Origin of the sequence: Cryptosporangium minutisporangium, from assembly GCF_039536245.1 — a bacterium.
GTDB lineage: Bacteria > Actinomycetota > Actinomycetes > Mycobacteriales > Cryptosporangiaceae > Cryptosporangium > Cryptosporangium minutisporangium.
In genome coordinates, this window is the sequence record NZ_BAAAYN010000035.1 from 73,917 (window position 1) to 89,394 (window position 15,478).

General features: G+C 72.0%; 16 protein-coding genes. 8 read left to right on the forward strand and 8 right to left on the reverse strand.

Annotation, left to right across the window (positions count from 1 at the left end):
• Positions 1-36 precede the first annotated feature (36 nt).
• Entirely contained in the window at positions 37-1,320 is a 1,284-nt protein-coding gene (locus ABEB28_RS25840) for a GAF domain-containing sensor histidine kinase (protein ID WP_345730797.1), read from the forward strand.
• A gap of 12 nt (positions 1,321-1,332) precedes the next feature.
• On the opposite strand, the gene ABEB28_RS25845 is transcribed toward ABEB28_RS25840, so the two are convergent.
• Positions 1,333-1,710: a group I truncated hemoglobin gene (locus ABEB28_RS25845; protein ID WP_345730798.1), complete on the reverse strand. Its 378-nt coding sequence runs from the start codon at positions 1,708-1,710 to the stop codon at positions 1,333-1,335.
• Positions 1,711-1,878: 168 nt separating this feature from the next.
• Here ABEB28_RS25845 and ABEB28_RS25850 point away from each other — a divergent pair, with 168 nt between their 5' ends.
• The 4 genes from ABEB28_RS25850 to ABEB28_RS25865 are packed head-to-tail and all read left to right on the forward strand — an operon-like array spanning position 1,879 to position 5,482.
• Positions 1,879-2,787 carry an ABC transporter ATP-binding protein gene (locus ABEB28_RS25850; RefSeq protein WP_345730799.1) on the forward strand — a complete coding sequence of 303 codons (909 nt, stop codon included), beginning with the start codon at positions 1,879-1,881 and terminating at the stop codon, positions 2,785-2,787.
• Between the two features lie 5 nt (positions 2,788-2,792).
• Complete coding sequence (locus ABEB28_RS25855; protein WP_345730800.1) at positions 2,793-3,533, forward strand: ABC transporter permease; 741 nt, start codon at positions 2,793-2,795, stop codon at positions 3,531-3,533.
• Positions 3,534-3,537: 4 nt separating this feature from the next.
• Positions 3,538-4,821: a sensor histidine kinase gene (locus tag ABEB28_RS25860; RefSeq protein WP_345730801.1), complete on the forward strand. Its 1,284-nt coding sequence runs from the start codon at positions 3,538-3,540 to the stop codon at positions 4,819-4,821.
• A complete protein-coding gene (locus ABEB28_RS25865) occupies positions 4,814-5,482 on the forward strand; it encodes a response regulator (RefSeq protein ID WP_345730802.1) in 669 nt (222 codons plus the stop codon). The genes ABEB28_RS25860 and ABEB28_RS25865 overlap by 8 nt, the downstream gene beginning before the upstream one ends.
• On the opposite strand, the gene ABEB28_RS25870 is transcribed toward ABEB28_RS25865, so the two are convergent.
• From ABEB28_RS25870 to ABEB28_RS25885, 4 genes are read right to left on the reverse strand one after another with little or no spacing between them, the layout of a single operon-like run.
• Positions 5,451-5,933 carry a deaminase gene (locus tag ABEB28_RS25870; RefSeq protein ID WP_345730803.1) on the reverse strand — a complete coding sequence of 161 codons (483 nt, stop codon included), beginning with the start codon at positions 5,931-5,933 and terminating at the stop codon, positions 5,451-5,453. The genes ABEB28_RS25865 and ABEB28_RS25870 overlap by 32 nt on opposite strands.
• Entirely contained in the window at positions 5,933-6,544 is a 612-nt protein-coding gene (locus tag ABEB28_RS25875; protein ID WP_345730804.1) for a RibD family protein, read from the reverse strand. The genes ABEB28_RS25870 and ABEB28_RS25875 overlap by 1 nt, the downstream gene beginning before the upstream one ends.
• Positions 6,541-7,317 carry an enoyl-CoA hydratase/isomerase family protein gene (locus ABEB28_RS25880; protein ID WP_345730805.1) on the reverse strand — a complete coding sequence of 259 codons (777 nt, stop codon included), beginning with the start codon at positions 7,315-7,317 and terminating at the stop codon, positions 6,541-6,543. The genes ABEB28_RS25875 and ABEB28_RS25880 overlap by 4 nt, the downstream gene beginning before the upstream one ends.
• 53 nt (positions 7,318-7,370) lie before the next feature.
• Positions 7,371-7,841, reverse strand: a complete 471-nt coding sequence (locus ABEB28_RS25885) for a MarR family winged helix-turn-helix transcriptional regulator (RefSeq protein ID WP_345730806.1) — start codon at positions 7,839-7,841, stop codon at positions 7,371-7,373.
• A gap of 77 nt (positions 7,842-7,918) precedes the next feature.
• Between ABEB28_RS25885 and ABEB28_RS25890 the strand changes: the two genes are divergently transcribed.
• Entirely contained in the window at positions 7,919-8,647 is a 729-nt protein-coding gene (locus tag ABEB28_RS25890) for an SDR family NAD(P)-dependent oxidoreductase (RefSeq protein WP_345730807.1), read from the forward strand.
• Between the two features lie 1,097 nt (positions 8,648-9,744).
• Here ABEB28_RS25890 and ABEB28_RS25895 read toward each other — a convergent pair.
• The 3 genes from ABEB28_RS25895 to ABEB28_RS25905 are packed head-to-tail and all read right to left on the reverse strand — an operon-like array spanning position 9,745 to position 12,086.
• Positions 9,745-10,389 carry a response regulator gene (locus ABEB28_RS25895; protein ID WP_345730808.1) on the reverse strand — a complete coding sequence of 215 codons (645 nt, stop codon included), beginning with the start codon at positions 10,387-10,389 and terminating at the stop codon, positions 9,745-9,747.
• Positions 10,386-11,510, reverse strand: a complete 1,125-nt coding sequence (locus ABEB28_RS25900) for a sensor histidine kinase (protein ID WP_345730809.1) — start codon at positions 11,508-11,510, stop codon at positions 10,386-10,388. The genes ABEB28_RS25895 and ABEB28_RS25900 overlap by 4 nt, the downstream gene beginning before the upstream one ends.
• 42 nt (positions 11,511-11,552) lie before the next feature.
• Complete coding sequence (locus tag ABEB28_RS25905; protein ID WP_345730810.1) at positions 11,553-12,086, reverse strand: DUF2269 domain-containing protein; 534 nt, start codon at positions 12,084-12,086, stop codon at positions 11,553-11,555.
• Positions 12,087-12,274: 188 nt separating this feature from the next.
• On the opposite strand from ABEB28_RS25905, the gene ABEB28_RS25910 reads away from it, so the two are divergent.
• On the forward strand, positions 12,275-12,976 hold the full coding sequence (locus tag ABEB28_RS25910) for an ABC transporter ATP-binding protein (protein WP_345730811.1): 702 nt from the start codon (positions 12,275-12,277) through the stop codon (positions 12,974-12,976).
• The gene (locus tag ABEB28_RS25915) at positions 12,973-15,456 is read left to right on the forward strand and encodes an ABC transporter permease (RefSeq protein ID WP_345730812.1); all 2,484 of its coding nucleotides are present in this window, start codon (positions 12,973-12,975) and stop codon (positions 15,454-15,456) included. The genes ABEB28_RS25910 and ABEB28_RS25915 overlap by 4 nt, the downstream gene beginning before the upstream one ends.
• Positions 15,457-15,478: the final 22 nt, after the last annotated feature.

The window sequence follows — 15,478 nt, forward strand, 5'->3', positions numbered from 1 at the left end:
CGGGCGGATCCCCTCAACCGGCGCTCGCCTCGGCCGATGAACACGGGGATCGACCTGGAGCTGCGCCCGATGAAGGACGGTCGGATGACGGTCAGCACGCTCGGTAACCGTGCCCAGATGCTGGAACCGTACGCGATCATCGGCGAGCCAGCCGAGCCCGACCTGGAGGCGATCGCGAGCATCGCCGCGCACATCTGCGGCGCACCCACCGCCGTCGTGAACCTGATAGACGAGACCCACCAGTACCAGGTCGCCGCGCACGGATTCGCTCGATCGGTCTGCGACCGGGACGACTCGATGTGCGCGGTCACGATCGCCTTGCCGGAGCCGGTGTACCTGTCCGATGCCCGGCTCGACCCCCGGTGGGCGGAGAACCCGTTCGTCACCGGCGTGATCGGCAACGTCCGGTTCTACTCGTCCACGCAGCTGGTGAACGCCGCCGGCGAGGTACTCGGCACGCTCTGCGTCTTCGACGAAGAGGTCCGGGAGATCACCGAGGACCAGCGAGCGCAGCTGGAGCTGCTCGCGCACCAGGTCGTGGACGTGCTGGAGCTGCGGCGGCAGAGCTTCGAGCTCAAGGCCGCGGTCGGACAGCTGGAGCGGGCCCGCGAGGAGCTGGTGCGATCGAACGAACACCTCGCCGCGTTCGCCGGCCAGGTGAGCCACGATCTGAAGAACCCGCTCGCCAGCGTCGTCGGCTACTTGCACAACCTCTCCGAAGTCGGTGCGGTGGTCGCCGAGCCGGAAGCGGCGTGGTGCACCCAGCGCGCGCTGGCGGCCAGCCAGCGGATGAGCGACATGATCGGGCACCTGCTGGACTACGCGAGTGTCGGCGGTTCGCTGACGTTCGAGCCGGTCGACCTGGCACGCCTGCTGGACGATCTGACCGACGACCTGAGCGATGCGCTCGCCTCGGTCGGAGGGTCGGTCACGGTGGCGGACACCCTGCCGACCGTCCCCGCCGACCGAGTTCAGCTGCGGGCGGTGCTGCAGAACCTGATCAGCAACGCGCTGAAGTTCCGCCGTCTCTCCCGCGCGCCGCGCGTCGAGGTCAGTGCGGCGTTCCGGGACCGCGCCTGGCTGATCCGCGTCGCCGACAACGGGATCGGCGTCCCCCACGACCGGCGCGAGCAGGCGTTCGCACTGCTCAGCCGAGTCCACGACCAGTCGGCACGGGAGATCGCCGGTAACGGCATCGGGCTGGCGACGTGCAAGCGGATCATCACCGCACACGGCGGGGAGATCGGGCTCGTCGACACCCCCGGCGGCGGGACGACGGTCTGGTTCACCCTGCCCGCCGCCGTACGAGCGCTGCCCTGAGCGAGGCCCGGCCTACCCGCTGACGATGTCCGGCTCCAGCGGAGTGAGCGCGTCCGCGATCTGCCCTATCGTCGCCTCGTCGACGCCTGCCTCCGCTAACGACGTCGCGAGATGCCCGACCACGGTGGCGAACGCCGCTGGGGTGATGCCCATCCCCGCGTGGGCGGCGCTCATCGTCCGGCCCGAGTACGGATAGGTCGCGCCGAGCGCGGCACCGACGAACAGCCGCTGGTGCTCCTTCAACCGCTCGAGGTCGACGCCCTCGAAGTACGGAGCGAGGGACGGGTCAGCGATCACCTTCGCGTAGAACAGATCGACCACGGCCGCGACGGCCGGCGCGCCGCCGATCCGCTCGTAGATGGTCTCGGGTGGGGCTGCCTCGGTGCTCATCTGCGTCCTCCTGACGAGATCTGCGTACTCGGGCACGAAGCTGTCGACGGTCCACCGATCGGACGACCATCCACCGGGTGGTGGAGTGCGCGTCCTCCACCACGGTCCCACCGCTCGGACCGCCTGCTGGTGGATGTCCGGAATCTTGTTCGGGCCGAACCTGGATGCATGGCGATCATCGAGGTGGAGAGCCTCCACAAGCGATACGGCGAGCGAGTCGCGGTCCAGGACCTCTCGTTCTCCGTCGAGCACGGCGAGATCTTCGGGGTGGTCGGGCCCAACGGGGCGGGCAAGACCACGACGGTCGAGTGCATCACCGGACTCCGCACCCCGGACGGCGGCTCGATCCGCGTCGTCGGGCGCGACCCACAGCGCGACGGCCAAGAGGTGCGGAAGCGGGTTGGCGTGCAGCTGCAGGAGTCGCAGTTGCCCGATCGGCTGAAGGTCTGGGAGGCACTGGACCTCTACGCCTCCTTCTACGACGAGCCAGCCGACTGGCGTGCGTCGCTGGACGACTGGGGCCTGAGCGACCTCCGGAACTCGCCGTACCGGACACTCTCCGGCGGGCAGAAGCAACGGTTGGCGATCGCACTGGCGCTCGTCGGTAACCCGCAGGTGGCGGTGCTGGACGAGCTGACGACCGGCCTCGACCCGCAAGCCCGCCGCGACACCTGGCGGCTCCTCGCCGCGATCCGGGACCGGGGCGTGACGATCCTGCTCGTCACGCACTTCATGGAGGAGGCCGAGGAGCTCTGCGACCGGATCGCGGTGATCAACGGCGGGCGGCTGGTCGCGCTGGACACGCCGGCCGGGCTGGTGTCGTCCGTACAGGCCGAGCAGCGCGTCCGATTCCGGCCGTCGGCCCCGCTCCCGGACCGATTGCTCACCGACCTGCCGGAGGTCACCTCGGTCACCACCGCGGGCAGCCAGACCGTCGTCACCGGCACCGGCAGCCTGCTGCAAGCAGTCACCGCCGTACTCGCCCGGCACCAGATCGTCGCCGCAGACCTCCGCGTCGAGCAGGCCAGCCTCGACGACGCCTACGTGGCCCTCACCGGCCGTACCGAGGAGAAGTGAGCCCGATGTCCGCGTTCGGAAAACTGCTGACCGTCGAGACCAAACTCTTCCTGCGAGAGCCCACCGGCCTGATCTTCACGCTCGCCGTGCCGGTCGTCGTTCTGGTGGCGCTCGGTTCGGTCCCGAGCTTCCGGGAGGACAACCCCGACCTCGGTGGGGCGAGCGTCATCGACCTCTACGTCCCGATCCTGATCGGGCTCTGCCTGGCCACCCAAGCAATGAACGCCCTGCCGGTGCTGGTGGCCACCGCCCGCGAGCAAGGGATACTTCGCCGCATGTCCGCCACCCCGGTGCCGCCGTCCCGGCTGCTCGCCGCGCAGACCCTCGTGCAGGTGGGCGTGTTCGTGCTGATGGCGCTGCTGCTCCTCGCGATCGGACGGCTGGCGTTCGGTGTCCCGCTGCCGGCGAACCCGGCCGCCTTCGTCGTCGCGTTCCTGCTCGCCGCCGGCGCGTCGTTCGCGGTCGGCATGCTGCTCTCCGCGGTCCTGCCGAACAACCGGGTGGCCACGCCGGTCACGATGCTCATCTACTTCCCGATGCTGTTCTTCGCCGGGCTGTGGCTGCCGCGCGAGATCATGCCTGACGTGATCAACCGGATCGGCGACTTCACGCCGCTCGGTGCCGGCGTGCAGGCGATCCGGGACGCGTCGGCCGGCGAGTGGCCGTCGCTGCTGCACGTGGCGGTGCTGCTGGTGATCACGGTCGCCGGTGCCACGGCTGCGTCCAAGCTGTTCCGCTGGGTGTGAGTCGATGAGCGCGGTGGCGACGCCTCCGGCCGATCGTCGGGTCGATCGATGGGAAGCGCGGGTCCAGGCCGGCAGCTTCTACGTCGCGCCGTACGTCGGCTTGGCCGTCGGCACCGTGCTCTTCCTGGCCGTCGGCTCCGGCGACGCGCGGTCCACGGTGATCACGCTCGGTCTGCTGCTGACGACCATCGCCTGGATCACCGGGCTGGCCACGCTCAACCCGCACGCCCGCGAGCCCGGCCCGCTGATGGCCGTGTACTTCGTCGGACTGCTCCTGCTGCTCGGGGTGCTGATCTGGCGCAGCCCATGGTTCGGGTTCGGGATGGTCGTCGGCTACGTGCACGGGCCGGAAATGCTGCCGACCCGCTGGATCCCCGTCGGCGTCGCCGCCACCGCGGCCCTGACCGCGACGTCGCAGGCGGGTGGGTTCGGGCCCGCGTTCGCCAACCCGATGCTCTACGCGATCGCGATCGTGTTCAACATCCTGATCGCCGGTGGGTTCACACTGCTCGGCTGGTTGACCTACCAGCAGGGGCTACGACGCGACCGGATGCTCGCCGACCTGTCCGAGGCCCACCGGCAGCTCGCCGAGACGATGGAGGAGAACGCCGGTCTGCACGCCCAGTTGCTCGTACAGGCCCGGGAGGCTGGCGTTCTGGACGAGCGGGAACGGATGGCCAGGGAAATCCACGACACGCTGGCCCAGGGCCTGACCGGGATCATCACGCAGCTGCAGGCCGCCGAGCAGTCGACCGACGCGGCCGCCCGCGAGCACCACGTCGCCACCGCGATCGAGCTGGCGCGGGAGAGCTTGTCCGAGGCTCGGCGGTCGGTGCGGGCGATGCGGCCGGAACCGCTGGAGGACGCCGGGCTCGTCGATGCGCTCGGCCACGCGGTGACCCGCTGGTCGGGTCTCAGCGGTGTCCCGGCGCAACTGGTCGTCACCGGTATCGCCGTCCCGCTGCCGCCGGACGTCGAAGTGGTGCTGCTCCGCACCGCACAGGAGGCGCTCGCCAACGCCGCCAAGCACGCGTCCGCGCACCGCGTCGGCCTCACGCTCTCGTACATGGACGACGAGGTGGCGCTCGACGTGCGCGACGACGGCGTCGGCTTCGACGTGGACGCACCGCTGCCGCCTCCGGACGGCCGCCGCGGTGGCTTCGGCTTGACCGCGATGCGGGAGCGGGTCGAAAGTCTCGCCGGCACGCTGGAGGTCGAGTCGACGCCCGGCGCGGGCACGGCCCTCTCCGCTCGCTTACCGCTGTCATCGGAGGAGCCGGATGACTGACCCGACCGTGCGGGTGCTGATCGTGGACGACCACCCGGTCGTCCGCGACGGGCTTCGCGGCATGCTCGCCGGCGCCGACGGGTTCGAGGTGGTCGGCGAGGCCGCGGACGGCGCCGAGGCGGTCGCGTTGGCCACCGCGCTGACGCCGGACGTCGTCCTGATGGACCTGCGGATGCCCGGGGTCGACGGGGTGACAGCGATCGGCCTGCTCACCGCGCAGGGCATCCCGTCCCGGGTGCTGGTGCTCACCACGTACGACACCGAGAGCGACGTCCTCCGCGCGATCGAGGCCGGCGCCACCGGTTACCTGCTGAAGGACGCTCACCGCGACGAGCTGTTCCGGGCAGTCCGGGCGGCGGCCCGCGGTGAGTCGGTGCTGGCGCCGTCCGCGGCCAGCCGGTTGATCGGACGGGTGCGTGCTCCTCGTCCGGCGCCGGAGCCGGGGACGCTGAGTGTGCGGGAGCTGGAGGTGCTCGGGCTGGTCGCCAGGGGCACGACCAATCGGGAGGCCGCCCGGCAGCTGTTCATCAGCGAAGCGACCGTCAAAACGCACCTGGTGCACATCTACGAGAAGCTGGGTGTGAAGGACCGGGCCGCGGCCGTCGCGACGGCGTTCGAGCGTGGCCTGCTCAGCCGCGGCAACTCGCCAGGTGAGCGTTGACCTTGCGGACCAGCGGAGCCAGCGACGGCACCTCGATCACGACGACGCCGGCCGCGCGGAGTCGTTCGGCACCGTCGCAGTCGACGAAGATCTCCGGCTCCCGCCAGGCGAACACCACCCGCCGCAGGCCCGAAGCGAGGATCAGCTCGGTGCAGGTGCGGGAGCGGGACGCCCGGGCCGAGCACGGCTCCAACGAGCTGTAGATCGTCGCGGTCGTCAGCCGCGTCTCGCTGCCCGCGCGGGCCAGAGCCGACTCCTCGGCGTGCTCGTGCGGGTCGTCCCGGCGCGACCAGCCGTCCGCGACGACCGTGTTTCCAGCGCTACCCCCGTCGACGATCAGGGCCCCGACCGAGAACGCGGTCGTCGAGGGCGGGCAGCGGCGGGACAGCTCGATCGCCTGTCGCAGCCAGTGCAGGTCCGCCTCGGTGACCTCGCCGGGGTCGACGTCCATCAGGTGTGCCCCAGGAGGTAGCGGAGCAGCACGACGTCACCGATCGGACGTGTCTCGGCAAGCTGCATCCGCCGGCCGGGTCCGTGCGGGTACGTCCCGGGGCCGGCGAATCGGGGCGCGGCGGGGTCGCCGACGAAGAACGGCGCGACGACGAGGTGTAGCTCGTCCACGAGCCCGGCGGTGAGGAACTGGGCCTGGACGCTGCCACCGCCCTCGACCAGGAGCCGCCGCACACCCCGTCCGGCCAGGCTCGTCAGCACCTCCAGCGGCTCACCCCGCTGGACGACGGTCTCGGCGCCCGGCCCGAACACCGCGGATGCCGGGTCCAGACGCCCGCTGCGGCTGAGCACGACCCGGAGCGGAGACGCGGTCTCGCCCCGCGCCTCCCGGGCCGCCCGGCGGAGCTCGGAGCGCACCAGCAGCCGCGGATTGTCCCGCCGGACCGTCTCGGCGCCGACCAGGATCGCGTCGCAGCCCGCCCGGACCTCGTCGACACGGTCGAAGTCGTCGTCGTTGGAGAGCAGGAGCCGGTTCGGGGTCGCGTCGTCGAGGTAACCGTCGACCGAGACCGCCGCCGAGACGACGACGTGAGGCCGGGCGCCGTCGGTCACGGGAGCATCGGGTCGGCGGTGGGTTTCCAGGGGAAGTTCGGTGCCCGGCGCTCGGTGAACGCGGCCACGCCCTCGGCCAGCTCGTCGCGACCGGCCTCCTCCCACCGCCGCTGGCGCTCGGCCGTCGGTTCACCGGCGAGCGCGGCGCCGATCAGCTCCTTCGCCGCGTGCTGGGTGAGCTGCGACCGGCTGACCAGGGTCCGCGCCAGCTCGGCGACGCGGGCGTCCAGTTCGCCGGCCGGCACCAGCTCGTCGATCAGACCGACCCGCAGCGCCCGCTCGGCGTCGATGAAGTCGCCGGTGTAGAGCAGGAACTTCGCCGTCGCCGGGCCGACCAGGTCGACCAGGCGGGCGGTGGTCGCAGCCGGATAGACCACGCCGATCTTCGAGGGCGTAATGCCGAACCGGGCACCTTCCTCGGCGATGCGCAGGTCACAGGCGACCGAGAGCTGGCAGCCGCCACCGACGCACCAGCCCCGGATCGCCGCGACGACCGGCTTCGGGAACGCCACGAGCGCGTCCTCGGCGAGCACCGCCGGCGCCCGTACCCCGGGCACCATCCCGGTGAGCGTCGAGATGTCCGCACCGGCGGAGAACGCGTCACCGGCGCCGGTGAAGACCACCACCCGGACGTCCGGGTCCGCAGCGAGACGCTCCAGCAACGGCGGGAGCGCGTCCCACATGTCGGTGGTCATCGCGTTCCGTTTGGCCGGATTGTCAAGTACGACGGTGGCCACGCCGTCGTCGATCGCACAGGTCACGCGCCCCGTCACCACATACCTCCCGAAAAGCTGGGCCGAGTCCACGGATAGCCGGGCCCAACTGATCAGCAGACGATAGTGCCGGTACCCCCGAGAACTCTGTGAGCCAGCTCGCGGAGCTGCGCGCGCTCCGCGTCGTCGAGCGCGGCGAGCAGTTCGTCCTCGGCCCTGGCGATCGCGTCCCGGCCGGCGTCGAGAGCCTGCCGACCGGCGTCGGTCAGCGCGACGACGTACCGGCGGCGGTCGGCCGGGTCGCGCCGACGCTCGGCCAGCCCCAGCCGTTCGAAGTCGTCGACGAGCGCGACCATCGTCGTTCGGTCGACGCCGCAGCGGAGCGAGAGCTGCTGCTGGGAGAGCGGTTCGGCGGCGGCCAGCTCGAGTACGCGCAGGTGTTTGGCGGTGAGGCCCAGAGGGGCGAGCACTTGGTCCCCGCGTGCCAACGCGACCTTGCCGAGCTCGGCGAGCACGAACCCGACCCCGTCTCCGAGGGCGCGGGGAGGGTCGGCGGGCGGAACGGTGTCCGACGGGGCGTGCATCCCCTCACTCTACGGGCGCACCCCTTGCGCCTCTCCGCTACGCTGATCATCAGTCAAACTGACGATCAGGAGAAGCGATGGACTGCCGAGGCTCGACTGCACTGATCACCGGCGCCTCCAGCGGACTGGGCGCGGCGTTCGCCGAGGCACTCGCCGCCCGCGGAGCCGGCGTCGTCCTGGTGGCTCGCTCCACCGGGGCGCTGGAGGCCCTCGCCGAGCGGCTACGCGCGGCCCACGGCGTCCGCACCGACGTCGTCACCCAGGACCTGACCACCCCGGACGCGGCCGAAGCCGTCCGAGCCGAGACCGACCGTCGCGGCCTGACGATCGACGTACTGGTCAACAACGCGGGATTCGGTAGCGCCGGCCGGTTCGACCGGATGGATCCCGAGCGCGCGCAGCGGGAGATCCTGCTGGACGTCAACGCGGTGGTCGGCCTCACCCACGCCTACCTGCCCGGAATGGTGGAGCGGCGGAACGGCGCGGTCCTGAACGTCGCGTCGATCGCGGCCTTCCAGCCGACGCCGTACATGTCGATCTACGGAGCCGCCAAGGCATTCGTGCTGTCGTTCGGCAACGCACTGTGGCAGGAGTACCGGAGCCTCGGGGTGCGGGTGACCACGCTCGCGCCCGGGCCGGTCGCGACGAACTTCTTCGAGGTGGTGGGGACGGAGGCGGTGATGGTCGGCTCCCCGCTACCGGCAGAGGTGGTCGTCGACGCGGCGCTGCGTGGGCTCGACCACAACCGGCCCGTCGTGGTGCCCCCGGTCGGCGGAACGCATCTCTGCAGCTCGTCAACCGGCTGACTCCGCTTCGGCTGGTGCTCGCGATCGGGGCGCGCATGCTGCGGGCGGTGGACTCCGCGGGAGCGGCAGACACGGTGCCGAGCGTCGCAAAAACGGCGTAACCGCTCAAGGCGGGTGGGTTGCCGCCGACGTGCATGCTGTGCTGGTGGAATCGCCGAACCGCCGGACGGATGAGTCCGTGTCACCTGTTGGGTGCCGAACAGGTGCCGATGCGGAGCAGTTGCCGCTGAGGCTCGGCGAAGCAACCAGGTGCGCGGTAGCCTCGTGAACAGCGCGTGACCCACCAGGGAACGCGCGGCGGAGCGGCCGCGTTGTAGCAAGCAGATGTTGTTCGACCGGGCGATTCGTCATCGCCTGCCCCGTCCCGACTCGCCCGAGGATCATCGATGGACCCAGTGACACCCTTCGCGATCGCTGTGATGACTCTTGCTGGCGGCGCCTTCGTACTCACGTGGGCAACGGAGAAGACGCGGCGGGCGACTCGTCCGGTTCGCGTCCGGGCCCAGCGTCGCCGCCCAACCGACCGCTGACAGCGACACACCGACTACCCCCGAACGGCGGGCGACCTCCAACGGTCGCCCGCCGTTCGCGTGCTGCGAACGGCCGCGAGGGGGACACCCCGTGACGGGGGCCCGGTTTTCGGGAAACCGCCCCTGAGGCGGGCCCGGATTCCTCCGGTGGTGGCAGCGCCTCGGGAGCGGGGTGCCTGTCGGGTGGCAGGGGCGAGGCCGCTGGGTGGGTTTCGTCGGTACGACACCGGTGTGGGGTTAGGCCCGGGATCGCATGCTGGGGGCCGGGGGGTGGTTGTCGCCGTTTCCGGGTGCTGCGGAGATGGTGGTCGCGCTTCCCGTGCCATGGTGCGGAAGACCCGACAACCACTGTGTGCGCTACCCGGAATGCGCGACAACCACCCCGCATTTCGCCGGAATTCGCGACAACCACCCCGCGCGCCGCCCGGAAAGCGCGACAACCATCTGCGGGGCCACCCGGCGACCAACTCAACCGAGCAGCCGGTCACTCCCGTTGCCACGGCCGTTTGACGATGGGGCGGCCCGGGAGGGCGGCTTCGAGAAAACGGGCCGCGCGGCGCGGGAGGTTCAGAGCGACTGGTAGGTGAAAACGACTAGTTGCGCTCGGTCGCGGGCGTTGAGCTTCACCATGGCCCGTCCGACGTGGGTCCGGACCGTCGCCGGGCTGATCACCAGCCGATCGGCGATCTCGTCGTTCGACAGGCCGTCCGCCACCAGCGCGGCAATTTCCTGCTCCCGATCGGTCAGGCTCGTCCACTGCGGGTGCGGCCGGGACGTCCGGGTGGGCCGATCCACGAACGTCTTGACCACCCGGCGGGTCACCGACGGCGAGAGCAGCGCCCCACCAGTGAGGACCTGCCGAATCGCGTCCAGCAGCTCGGCCGGGCGGGTGTCCTTGAGCAGAAAACCGGACGCACCGACGCGTAAAGCGTCGAAGATGTACTCGTCGATCTCGAACGTCGTCAACACCACGATCCGGGTGTCGGCGGTCTCCGGCGCGGCGACGATCCGCCGGGTGGCCTCGATCCCGTCGATACCCGGCATCCGGACGTCCATCAGGATCACGTCCGGACGGGTTCGGGTGGCCGCCGCGACCGCGGCGAGCCCGTCGGCGACGTCGTCGACGACCTCCATGTCGGGCTCGTTCTCCAGCAGCGCGCGCAGCCCCAGGCGCACCAGCGCTTGGTCGTCGGCGATCAGGACCCGGATCACCGTGCTGACCGGGTCTCGGGCGCCGGGATGTCGGCCGCGACCCGGAACCCGTGGGCGGCCGGTGCGGCCTCGAACGATCCGCCCAGCGCCGTCACCCGCTCCCGCATCCCGGCGATCCCGTGCCCCTCGGCGCCGTGCCGGCGGGCGAGTTCGGTGCCGCCGGCGCCGGTGTCCGTCACCTCGACCCGCACCGCTTCCGCACCGTAGTCGACCCGGACCGTCGCGGTGGCCGGACCGGCGTGCCGCAGGACGTTCGTCAGTGCCTCCTGCACCACGCGGTAGGCGGCCAGATCCGCACCCGGGGGCAGCGGACGGACGGCGCCGGTCACCACGGTGTGCACGGGCGTGCCGCTGGCGGTGATCCGCTCGGCGAGGGCGCCCAGCCGGGCCAGCCCGGCGGTGGGTACCCGCTCGGTGTTGTCCCGCAGGACCGCCAGCGTCGCCCGCAACTCGTCCAGCGCCTCCCGGCTGGTCTCGCTGATCGCGGTGAGCGCGGTCTCTGCCTGCTCCGGCTTGGTCGGTAGCAGGTGCAGTGCGATGTCGGCTTGCATCGTGATCGCCGCGAGGCCGTGCCCGACGACGTCGTGCACCTCCTGGGCGACCCGGAGCCGCTCGTCGTCGGCCGCGCGCCGGGCCTCGGCCGCCCGTTCCCGCACCGCCGCCCGGCGGTTGAGCCGCACCACGGTCCCGATCGCGAACGGCACGACGATCCACGCCGAGCCGGGCACCAGCCCGACCAGTGCCGGCAGCGTGCCGAGCGAGAACACCAGGTGGGCGAGCAGTACGACGAGGGCGGCACCGGCGGCCAGCACCGCACGCCGGACCGGCCAGACCAGCACCAGGCTGTACACCGCGACCGCCACCGCCCCCAGCACCGGCCCGTACGGGTAACCCACGATCAGGTACGCGGAGACCGCGGTGGTGGCGACCGCGAGCGTCAGCAGCGGGTAGCGACGCCGCACGACCAGCGCCGAGCAGGCCACCACGATCAGGACGTAAGCCAGGGCGTCGACCCGGGTCGAGTCGGGTTGGACGAGGACGATCGGGTCGACCGTCACCGCGCTGAGGGCCGCGAGGACGGCCGCGAGCGCGGCGTCGGCCAGGATCGTGCGCCACCTCATCGCCGGGCTCACCGTCCGGCCCCGCTCGCTCCCATGCCGGGCTCAGCTCCCCACCGGGCGAGGTTCGGTCCGCGGCGCGCTGCGACGGCCGGTGGCCACCGCACGGCGGCCGCGGGCAGTGCGGTCCCAGGGCTTCGCGACGCTCAGCACGGTCGTGAGCAGCAGCAGCGAACAGGCCACCGAGGGCGCGACGACCATGTTGATCTGCTCGTCCCGAGGCAGCTCGGCACCGAGCTCGGCCGCGGTCCGCAACCCGGGTGCCAGCAGGAACAGCACCAGGACGGTCATGCCTGCGGTCACCACGAGTTTCACCGTCACCCACCAGTACCGGATCAGCCCCCACTTCGTGCCGAGACCGCACAGGATGCCGGTGACCAGCGCCGCGACCGCCAACGGGGTGATCAGCACGGTACCGATCAGCCCGGCGACCGGGTAGACGACGTCCGGGCCGCCGGCGGCCCCGGTGAGCCCGGCGACGCCGAGGACGACGAGGACCGCGTCCGCGCCCAGCCAGCCGACCGAGCTCGCGACGTGGGTGATCAGCGCGATCTTTCGCCAGCGTGGTGTGAGTTTCATGGCTCGATCGTCGGCTGCGGTGCGCCGGAAAGCGTCCGCCGACGAACCGGTCCTCAGCTGCCCTCCCTGACGTAGGCACCGGCCCCGCGTACGTCAGCTGACGTAGGCCGAGTCCCGCAGCAGCGCGGACGACCGCACCCCTCTCCCCCGGCCAGCCTGAGGCGACACCGATACGAGAGGCAACCACCATGACGACCGATGCGGCGGCTCGCGCAGTAGCGGCCCGCAAGATCTACGGCCGCGGTGAGACCGCCGTGACCGCTTTGGACGACGTGACGATCGGATTCCCCCGCGGCCGCTTCACGGCGATCATGGGCCCGTCCGGGTCCGGCAAGTCGACGCTGATGCACTGCGCGGCCGGCCTCGACCCGCTGACCTCCGGTCAGGTCTACCTCGGGGACACCGAGCTCTCCACGCTCTCGGACACCGCGCTGACGAAGCTCCGGCGGGAGCGGGTGGGCTTCGTCTTCCAATCGTTCAACCTGCTGCCGACGCTGACCGCGGCGGAGAACATCACGCTGCCGCTGGCGCTCGCCGGCGTGGAGCCAGACCGCGACTGGATCGAGCTGGTCACCGCCACGGTGGGCCTCGACGATCGGCTCGGGCACCGCCCGGCCGAGCTCTCCGGCGGGCAGCAGCAGCGAGTCGCGGTGGCGCGGGCGCTGGCCACCCGGCCGGACGTCGTCTTCGCGGACGAACCGACCGGCAACCTCGACTCGGCCGCCAGCGCCGAACTGCTCGGCTTCCTGCGCCACGCGGTCGACGCGTTCGGCCAGACCGTGGTGATGGTGACGCACGACCCGGCCGCGGCCGAGTATGCGGACGCCGTGGTGCGGCTCGCCGACGGCCGGGTGGCCGAGCAGCGCGAAACGTCAGGTGCGCGGCGATGAGGCGCCTGCTGCTCGCAGGGCTGCGGGCGCGGCGTCGGCGGCTCGCCGGGACGTTCCTCGCGGTGCTGCTCGGAGTGGCGTTCCTGGCCGCGACGCTGACCATGACTGCGACGATGACCAGCGCGATCGACGGCTTCTTCACCCGGGCGAACGCGGGGATCGACGTCGTCGTCCGGAGCGGGACCGCACTGGCGGACACCCCGAACGCGTCCCGCACGCCGATCGACGCATCGCTGCTGGACACCGTGCGCGAGGTGCCGGGTGTCGCGGTAGCGGCGCCGGTCGTCGAGGGGTTCGGGCAGCTGCTCGGCCGGGACGGCACCGCGATCGCGGTGAACGGTCCCCGGCTGGCCGGTAGCTGGGTGGCCGACCCGGAGCTCAACCCGTACCGGGTGGTGGAGGGCCGGGCGCCGACGGTCACCGGGGACGTGGTTGTCAACCGGGCCGCCGCAGAGGACGGAGGGCTGCGGGTCGGCGACCGGACGACGCTGCTGACCCCGGCGCCGGAACCGGTGCGGGTCGTCGGCATCGTCACGTTCGGCGACGCGGACGCGTTCGGAGGTACGTCGTACGTCGGGCTCACCGCCGCCGACGCGAAGACCTTCCTGGCGGGCGGACGCGACCGGCTGACCAGCATCCAGGTCAAGGCCGCCGACGGGGTGGCCCGGGACGCGCTGGTCGAGCGGATCGCCGCCACGCTCCCGCCGGGCGTCCAGGCGATCAGCGGCCAGGCGGCCACCGACGAGACGACCGACGCGATCAACGACGGATTCCTCATCGTGCTGCGGGCGCTGCTCGGCGCGTTCGCGGGGGTGGCGTTGCTGGTCGCGGTGCTGAGCATCCACAACACGTTCGCGATCCTGGTGGCCCAGCGGACCCGGGAGACCGCGCTGCTGCGGGCGGTCGGCGCCGTCCGGGGGCAGGTGCTCGCGGCGGTGCTCGTCGAGGCGCTGGTGCTCGGGGCGGTGGCTTCCGGCGCTGGTGTTGCGGCTGGGTACGGCTTGGCCGGGCTGCTGAAGCAGGTGTTCGGTGCGCTCGGGTTCGACGCACCGGTCGAAGGTCTGGTGTTCCCGCTCTCCACGATCGCCATCTGCGTGCCGATCGGGGTGCTGGCCACGGTCGTCGCCGCGCTGGCACCGGCCGTCCGGGCGTCCCGGGTGGCACCGGTGGAGGCGCTGCGCGAGGCGGCCGCGGAACGGCCCGGAACTTCTCGGGTGCGGACAGCCATCGGTGCGGTGCTGGCACTCGCCGGAGTAGTGGCCGTCGGCGCCGGTACCGCGGTCGCGGTCGTCGGCATCGGCGCGGTACTGGTCGTCGCGGGGGTGCTCGCGCTGGCGCCACTGCTGGTCGGCCCACTCTCCGGATTGCCGCTGCGCGGGGTCACCGCGCGGCTGGCCCGCCGGAACGCCCGTCGCAATCCGCGTCGTACCGCGGGAGCCGCCGCCGCACTCCTGATCGGCGTCGGGGTGGTCACGCTGTTCACGGTGGCGGCCGGCTCGCTGGGAGCGGCGTCCCGCTCGGACGTGGAGAAGGCGTTCACTGGGGACTTCGCGGTGGACAGCGGAGCACGCTTCGGCATGGGCTCGCTCTCGCCCGCGATCGCGCCGACGCTCGCCCGGCTACCCGAGGTGTCCGGTGTGGCCGCGGTCGGCGGCGGGCAGGCGCTGGTGGGAGGCGAGGGGACGACCGTCAGCGTCGCCGACCCGCCGTCGCTGGCGCGCCTGGTGTCCTTCGGGGACGTGGAGGGCGCGCCGATCTCGTCGCTGCGCCCGGGTCAGGTGGCCGTCGCCGAGGGCTCCGGCCATTCGCGCGGGGAGCGGCTGTCGGTGCGGTACCCGGACGGCACGACCGCGACCGTCGTGGTCACCACCGTGTACGAGGAGAATCCGCTGGTGGGGCCGGTGCTGATAAGTGCGGCCGAGTGGACGCCGCACGCGTCGCAGCCACTGGCCGCCGCGGTGTACGTGGGGCTTTCGGACGGGGTCAGCGCCTCCGAGGGCCGAAGCGCGATCGAGGCCGCGGTCCGCCCGTTCGGCAACCCGACCGTGTCGGACGCCGACGAGTTGGCCGGCGCCGGTGCCGCCGCGATCGACCAGTTGCTCAACCTCGTCTACGTGCTGCTCGCGATCGCGGTGATCACCGCACTCCTGGGCATCGCGAACACGCTCTCGCTCGGGGTGCACGAGCGGACCCGCGAGTTGGGGCTGCTCCGCGCGGTCGGCGCGACCCGGCGTCAGGTGCGGTCGCTGGTGCGCTGGGAGTCGGTGCTGATCGCGCTGTTCGGCACCGTGCTCGGGGCGACGCTCGGCACCGCGCTGGGGTGGGCCCTGATGCGGGCGGCCGGATCGGGGTTCTCGGTGCCGGTGCTGCCGCTGACGGTGATCGTGGTCGGTGGAGCACTCGCCGGCCTGCTCGCCGGCGCCCGCCCCACCCGCACCGCCGCCCGCCTCGACGTCCTGCGTGCGATCGCCACCGAGTGACCGCTCGGCTGAGCGCTGTGCG

Bases quoted from the DNA above. Each gene is read 5' to 3' on its own strand.
- ABEB28_RS25840 (WP_345730797.1), top strand. From the start codon at position 37: ATGAACACGGGGATCGACCTGGAGCTGCGCCCGATGAAGGACGGTCGG.
- ABEB28_RS25905 (WP_345730810.1), bottom strand. From the start codon at position 12,086: ATGAAACTCACACCACGCTGGCGAAAGATCGCGCTGATCACCCACGTC.
- ABEB28_RS25890 (WP_345730807.1), top strand. From the start codon at position 7,919: ATGGACTGCCGAGGCTCGACTGCACTGATCACCGGCGCCTCCAGCGGA.
- ABEB28_RS25900 (WP_345730809.1), bottom strand. From the start codon at position 11,510: ATGAGGTGGCGCACGATCCTGGCCGACGCCGCGCTCGCGGCCGTCCTC.
- ABEB28_RS25915 (WP_345730812.1), top strand. From the start codon at position 12,973: ATGAGGCGCCTGCTGCTCGCAGGGCTGCGGGCGCGGCGTCGGCGGCTC.
- ABEB28_RS25850 (WP_345730799.1), top strand. From the start codon at position 1,879: ATGGCGATCATCGAGGTGGAGAGCCTCCACAAGCGATACGGCGAGCGA.
- ABEB28_RS25845 (WP_345730798.1), bottom strand. From the start codon at position 1,710: ATGAGCACCGAGGCAGCCCCACCCGAGACCATCTACGAGCGGATCGGC.
- ABEB28_RS25865 (WP_345730802.1), top strand. From the start codon at position 4,814: ATGACTGACCCGACCGTGCGGGTGCTGATCGTGGACGACCACCCGGTC.
- ABEB28_RS25885 (WP_345730806.1), bottom strand. From the start codon at position 7,841: ATGCACGCCCCGTCGGACACCGTTCCGCCCGCCGACCCTCCCCGCGCC.
- ABEB28_RS25870 (WP_345730803.1), bottom strand. From the start codon at position 5,933: ATGGACGTCGACCCCGGCGAGGTCACCGAGGCGGACCTGCACTGGCTG.
- ABEB28_RS25910 (WP_345730811.1), top strand. From the start codon at position 12,275: ATGACGACCGATGCGGCGGCTCGCGCAGTAGCGGCCCGCAAGATCTAC.
- ABEB28_RS25855 (WP_345730800.1), top strand. From the start codon at position 2,793: ATGTCCGCGTTCGGAAAACTGCTGACCGTCGAGACCAAACTCTTCCTG.
- ABEB28_RS25860 (WP_345730801.1), top strand. From the start codon at position 3,538: ATGAGCGCGGTGGCGACGCCTCCGGCCGATCGTCGGGTCGATCGATGG.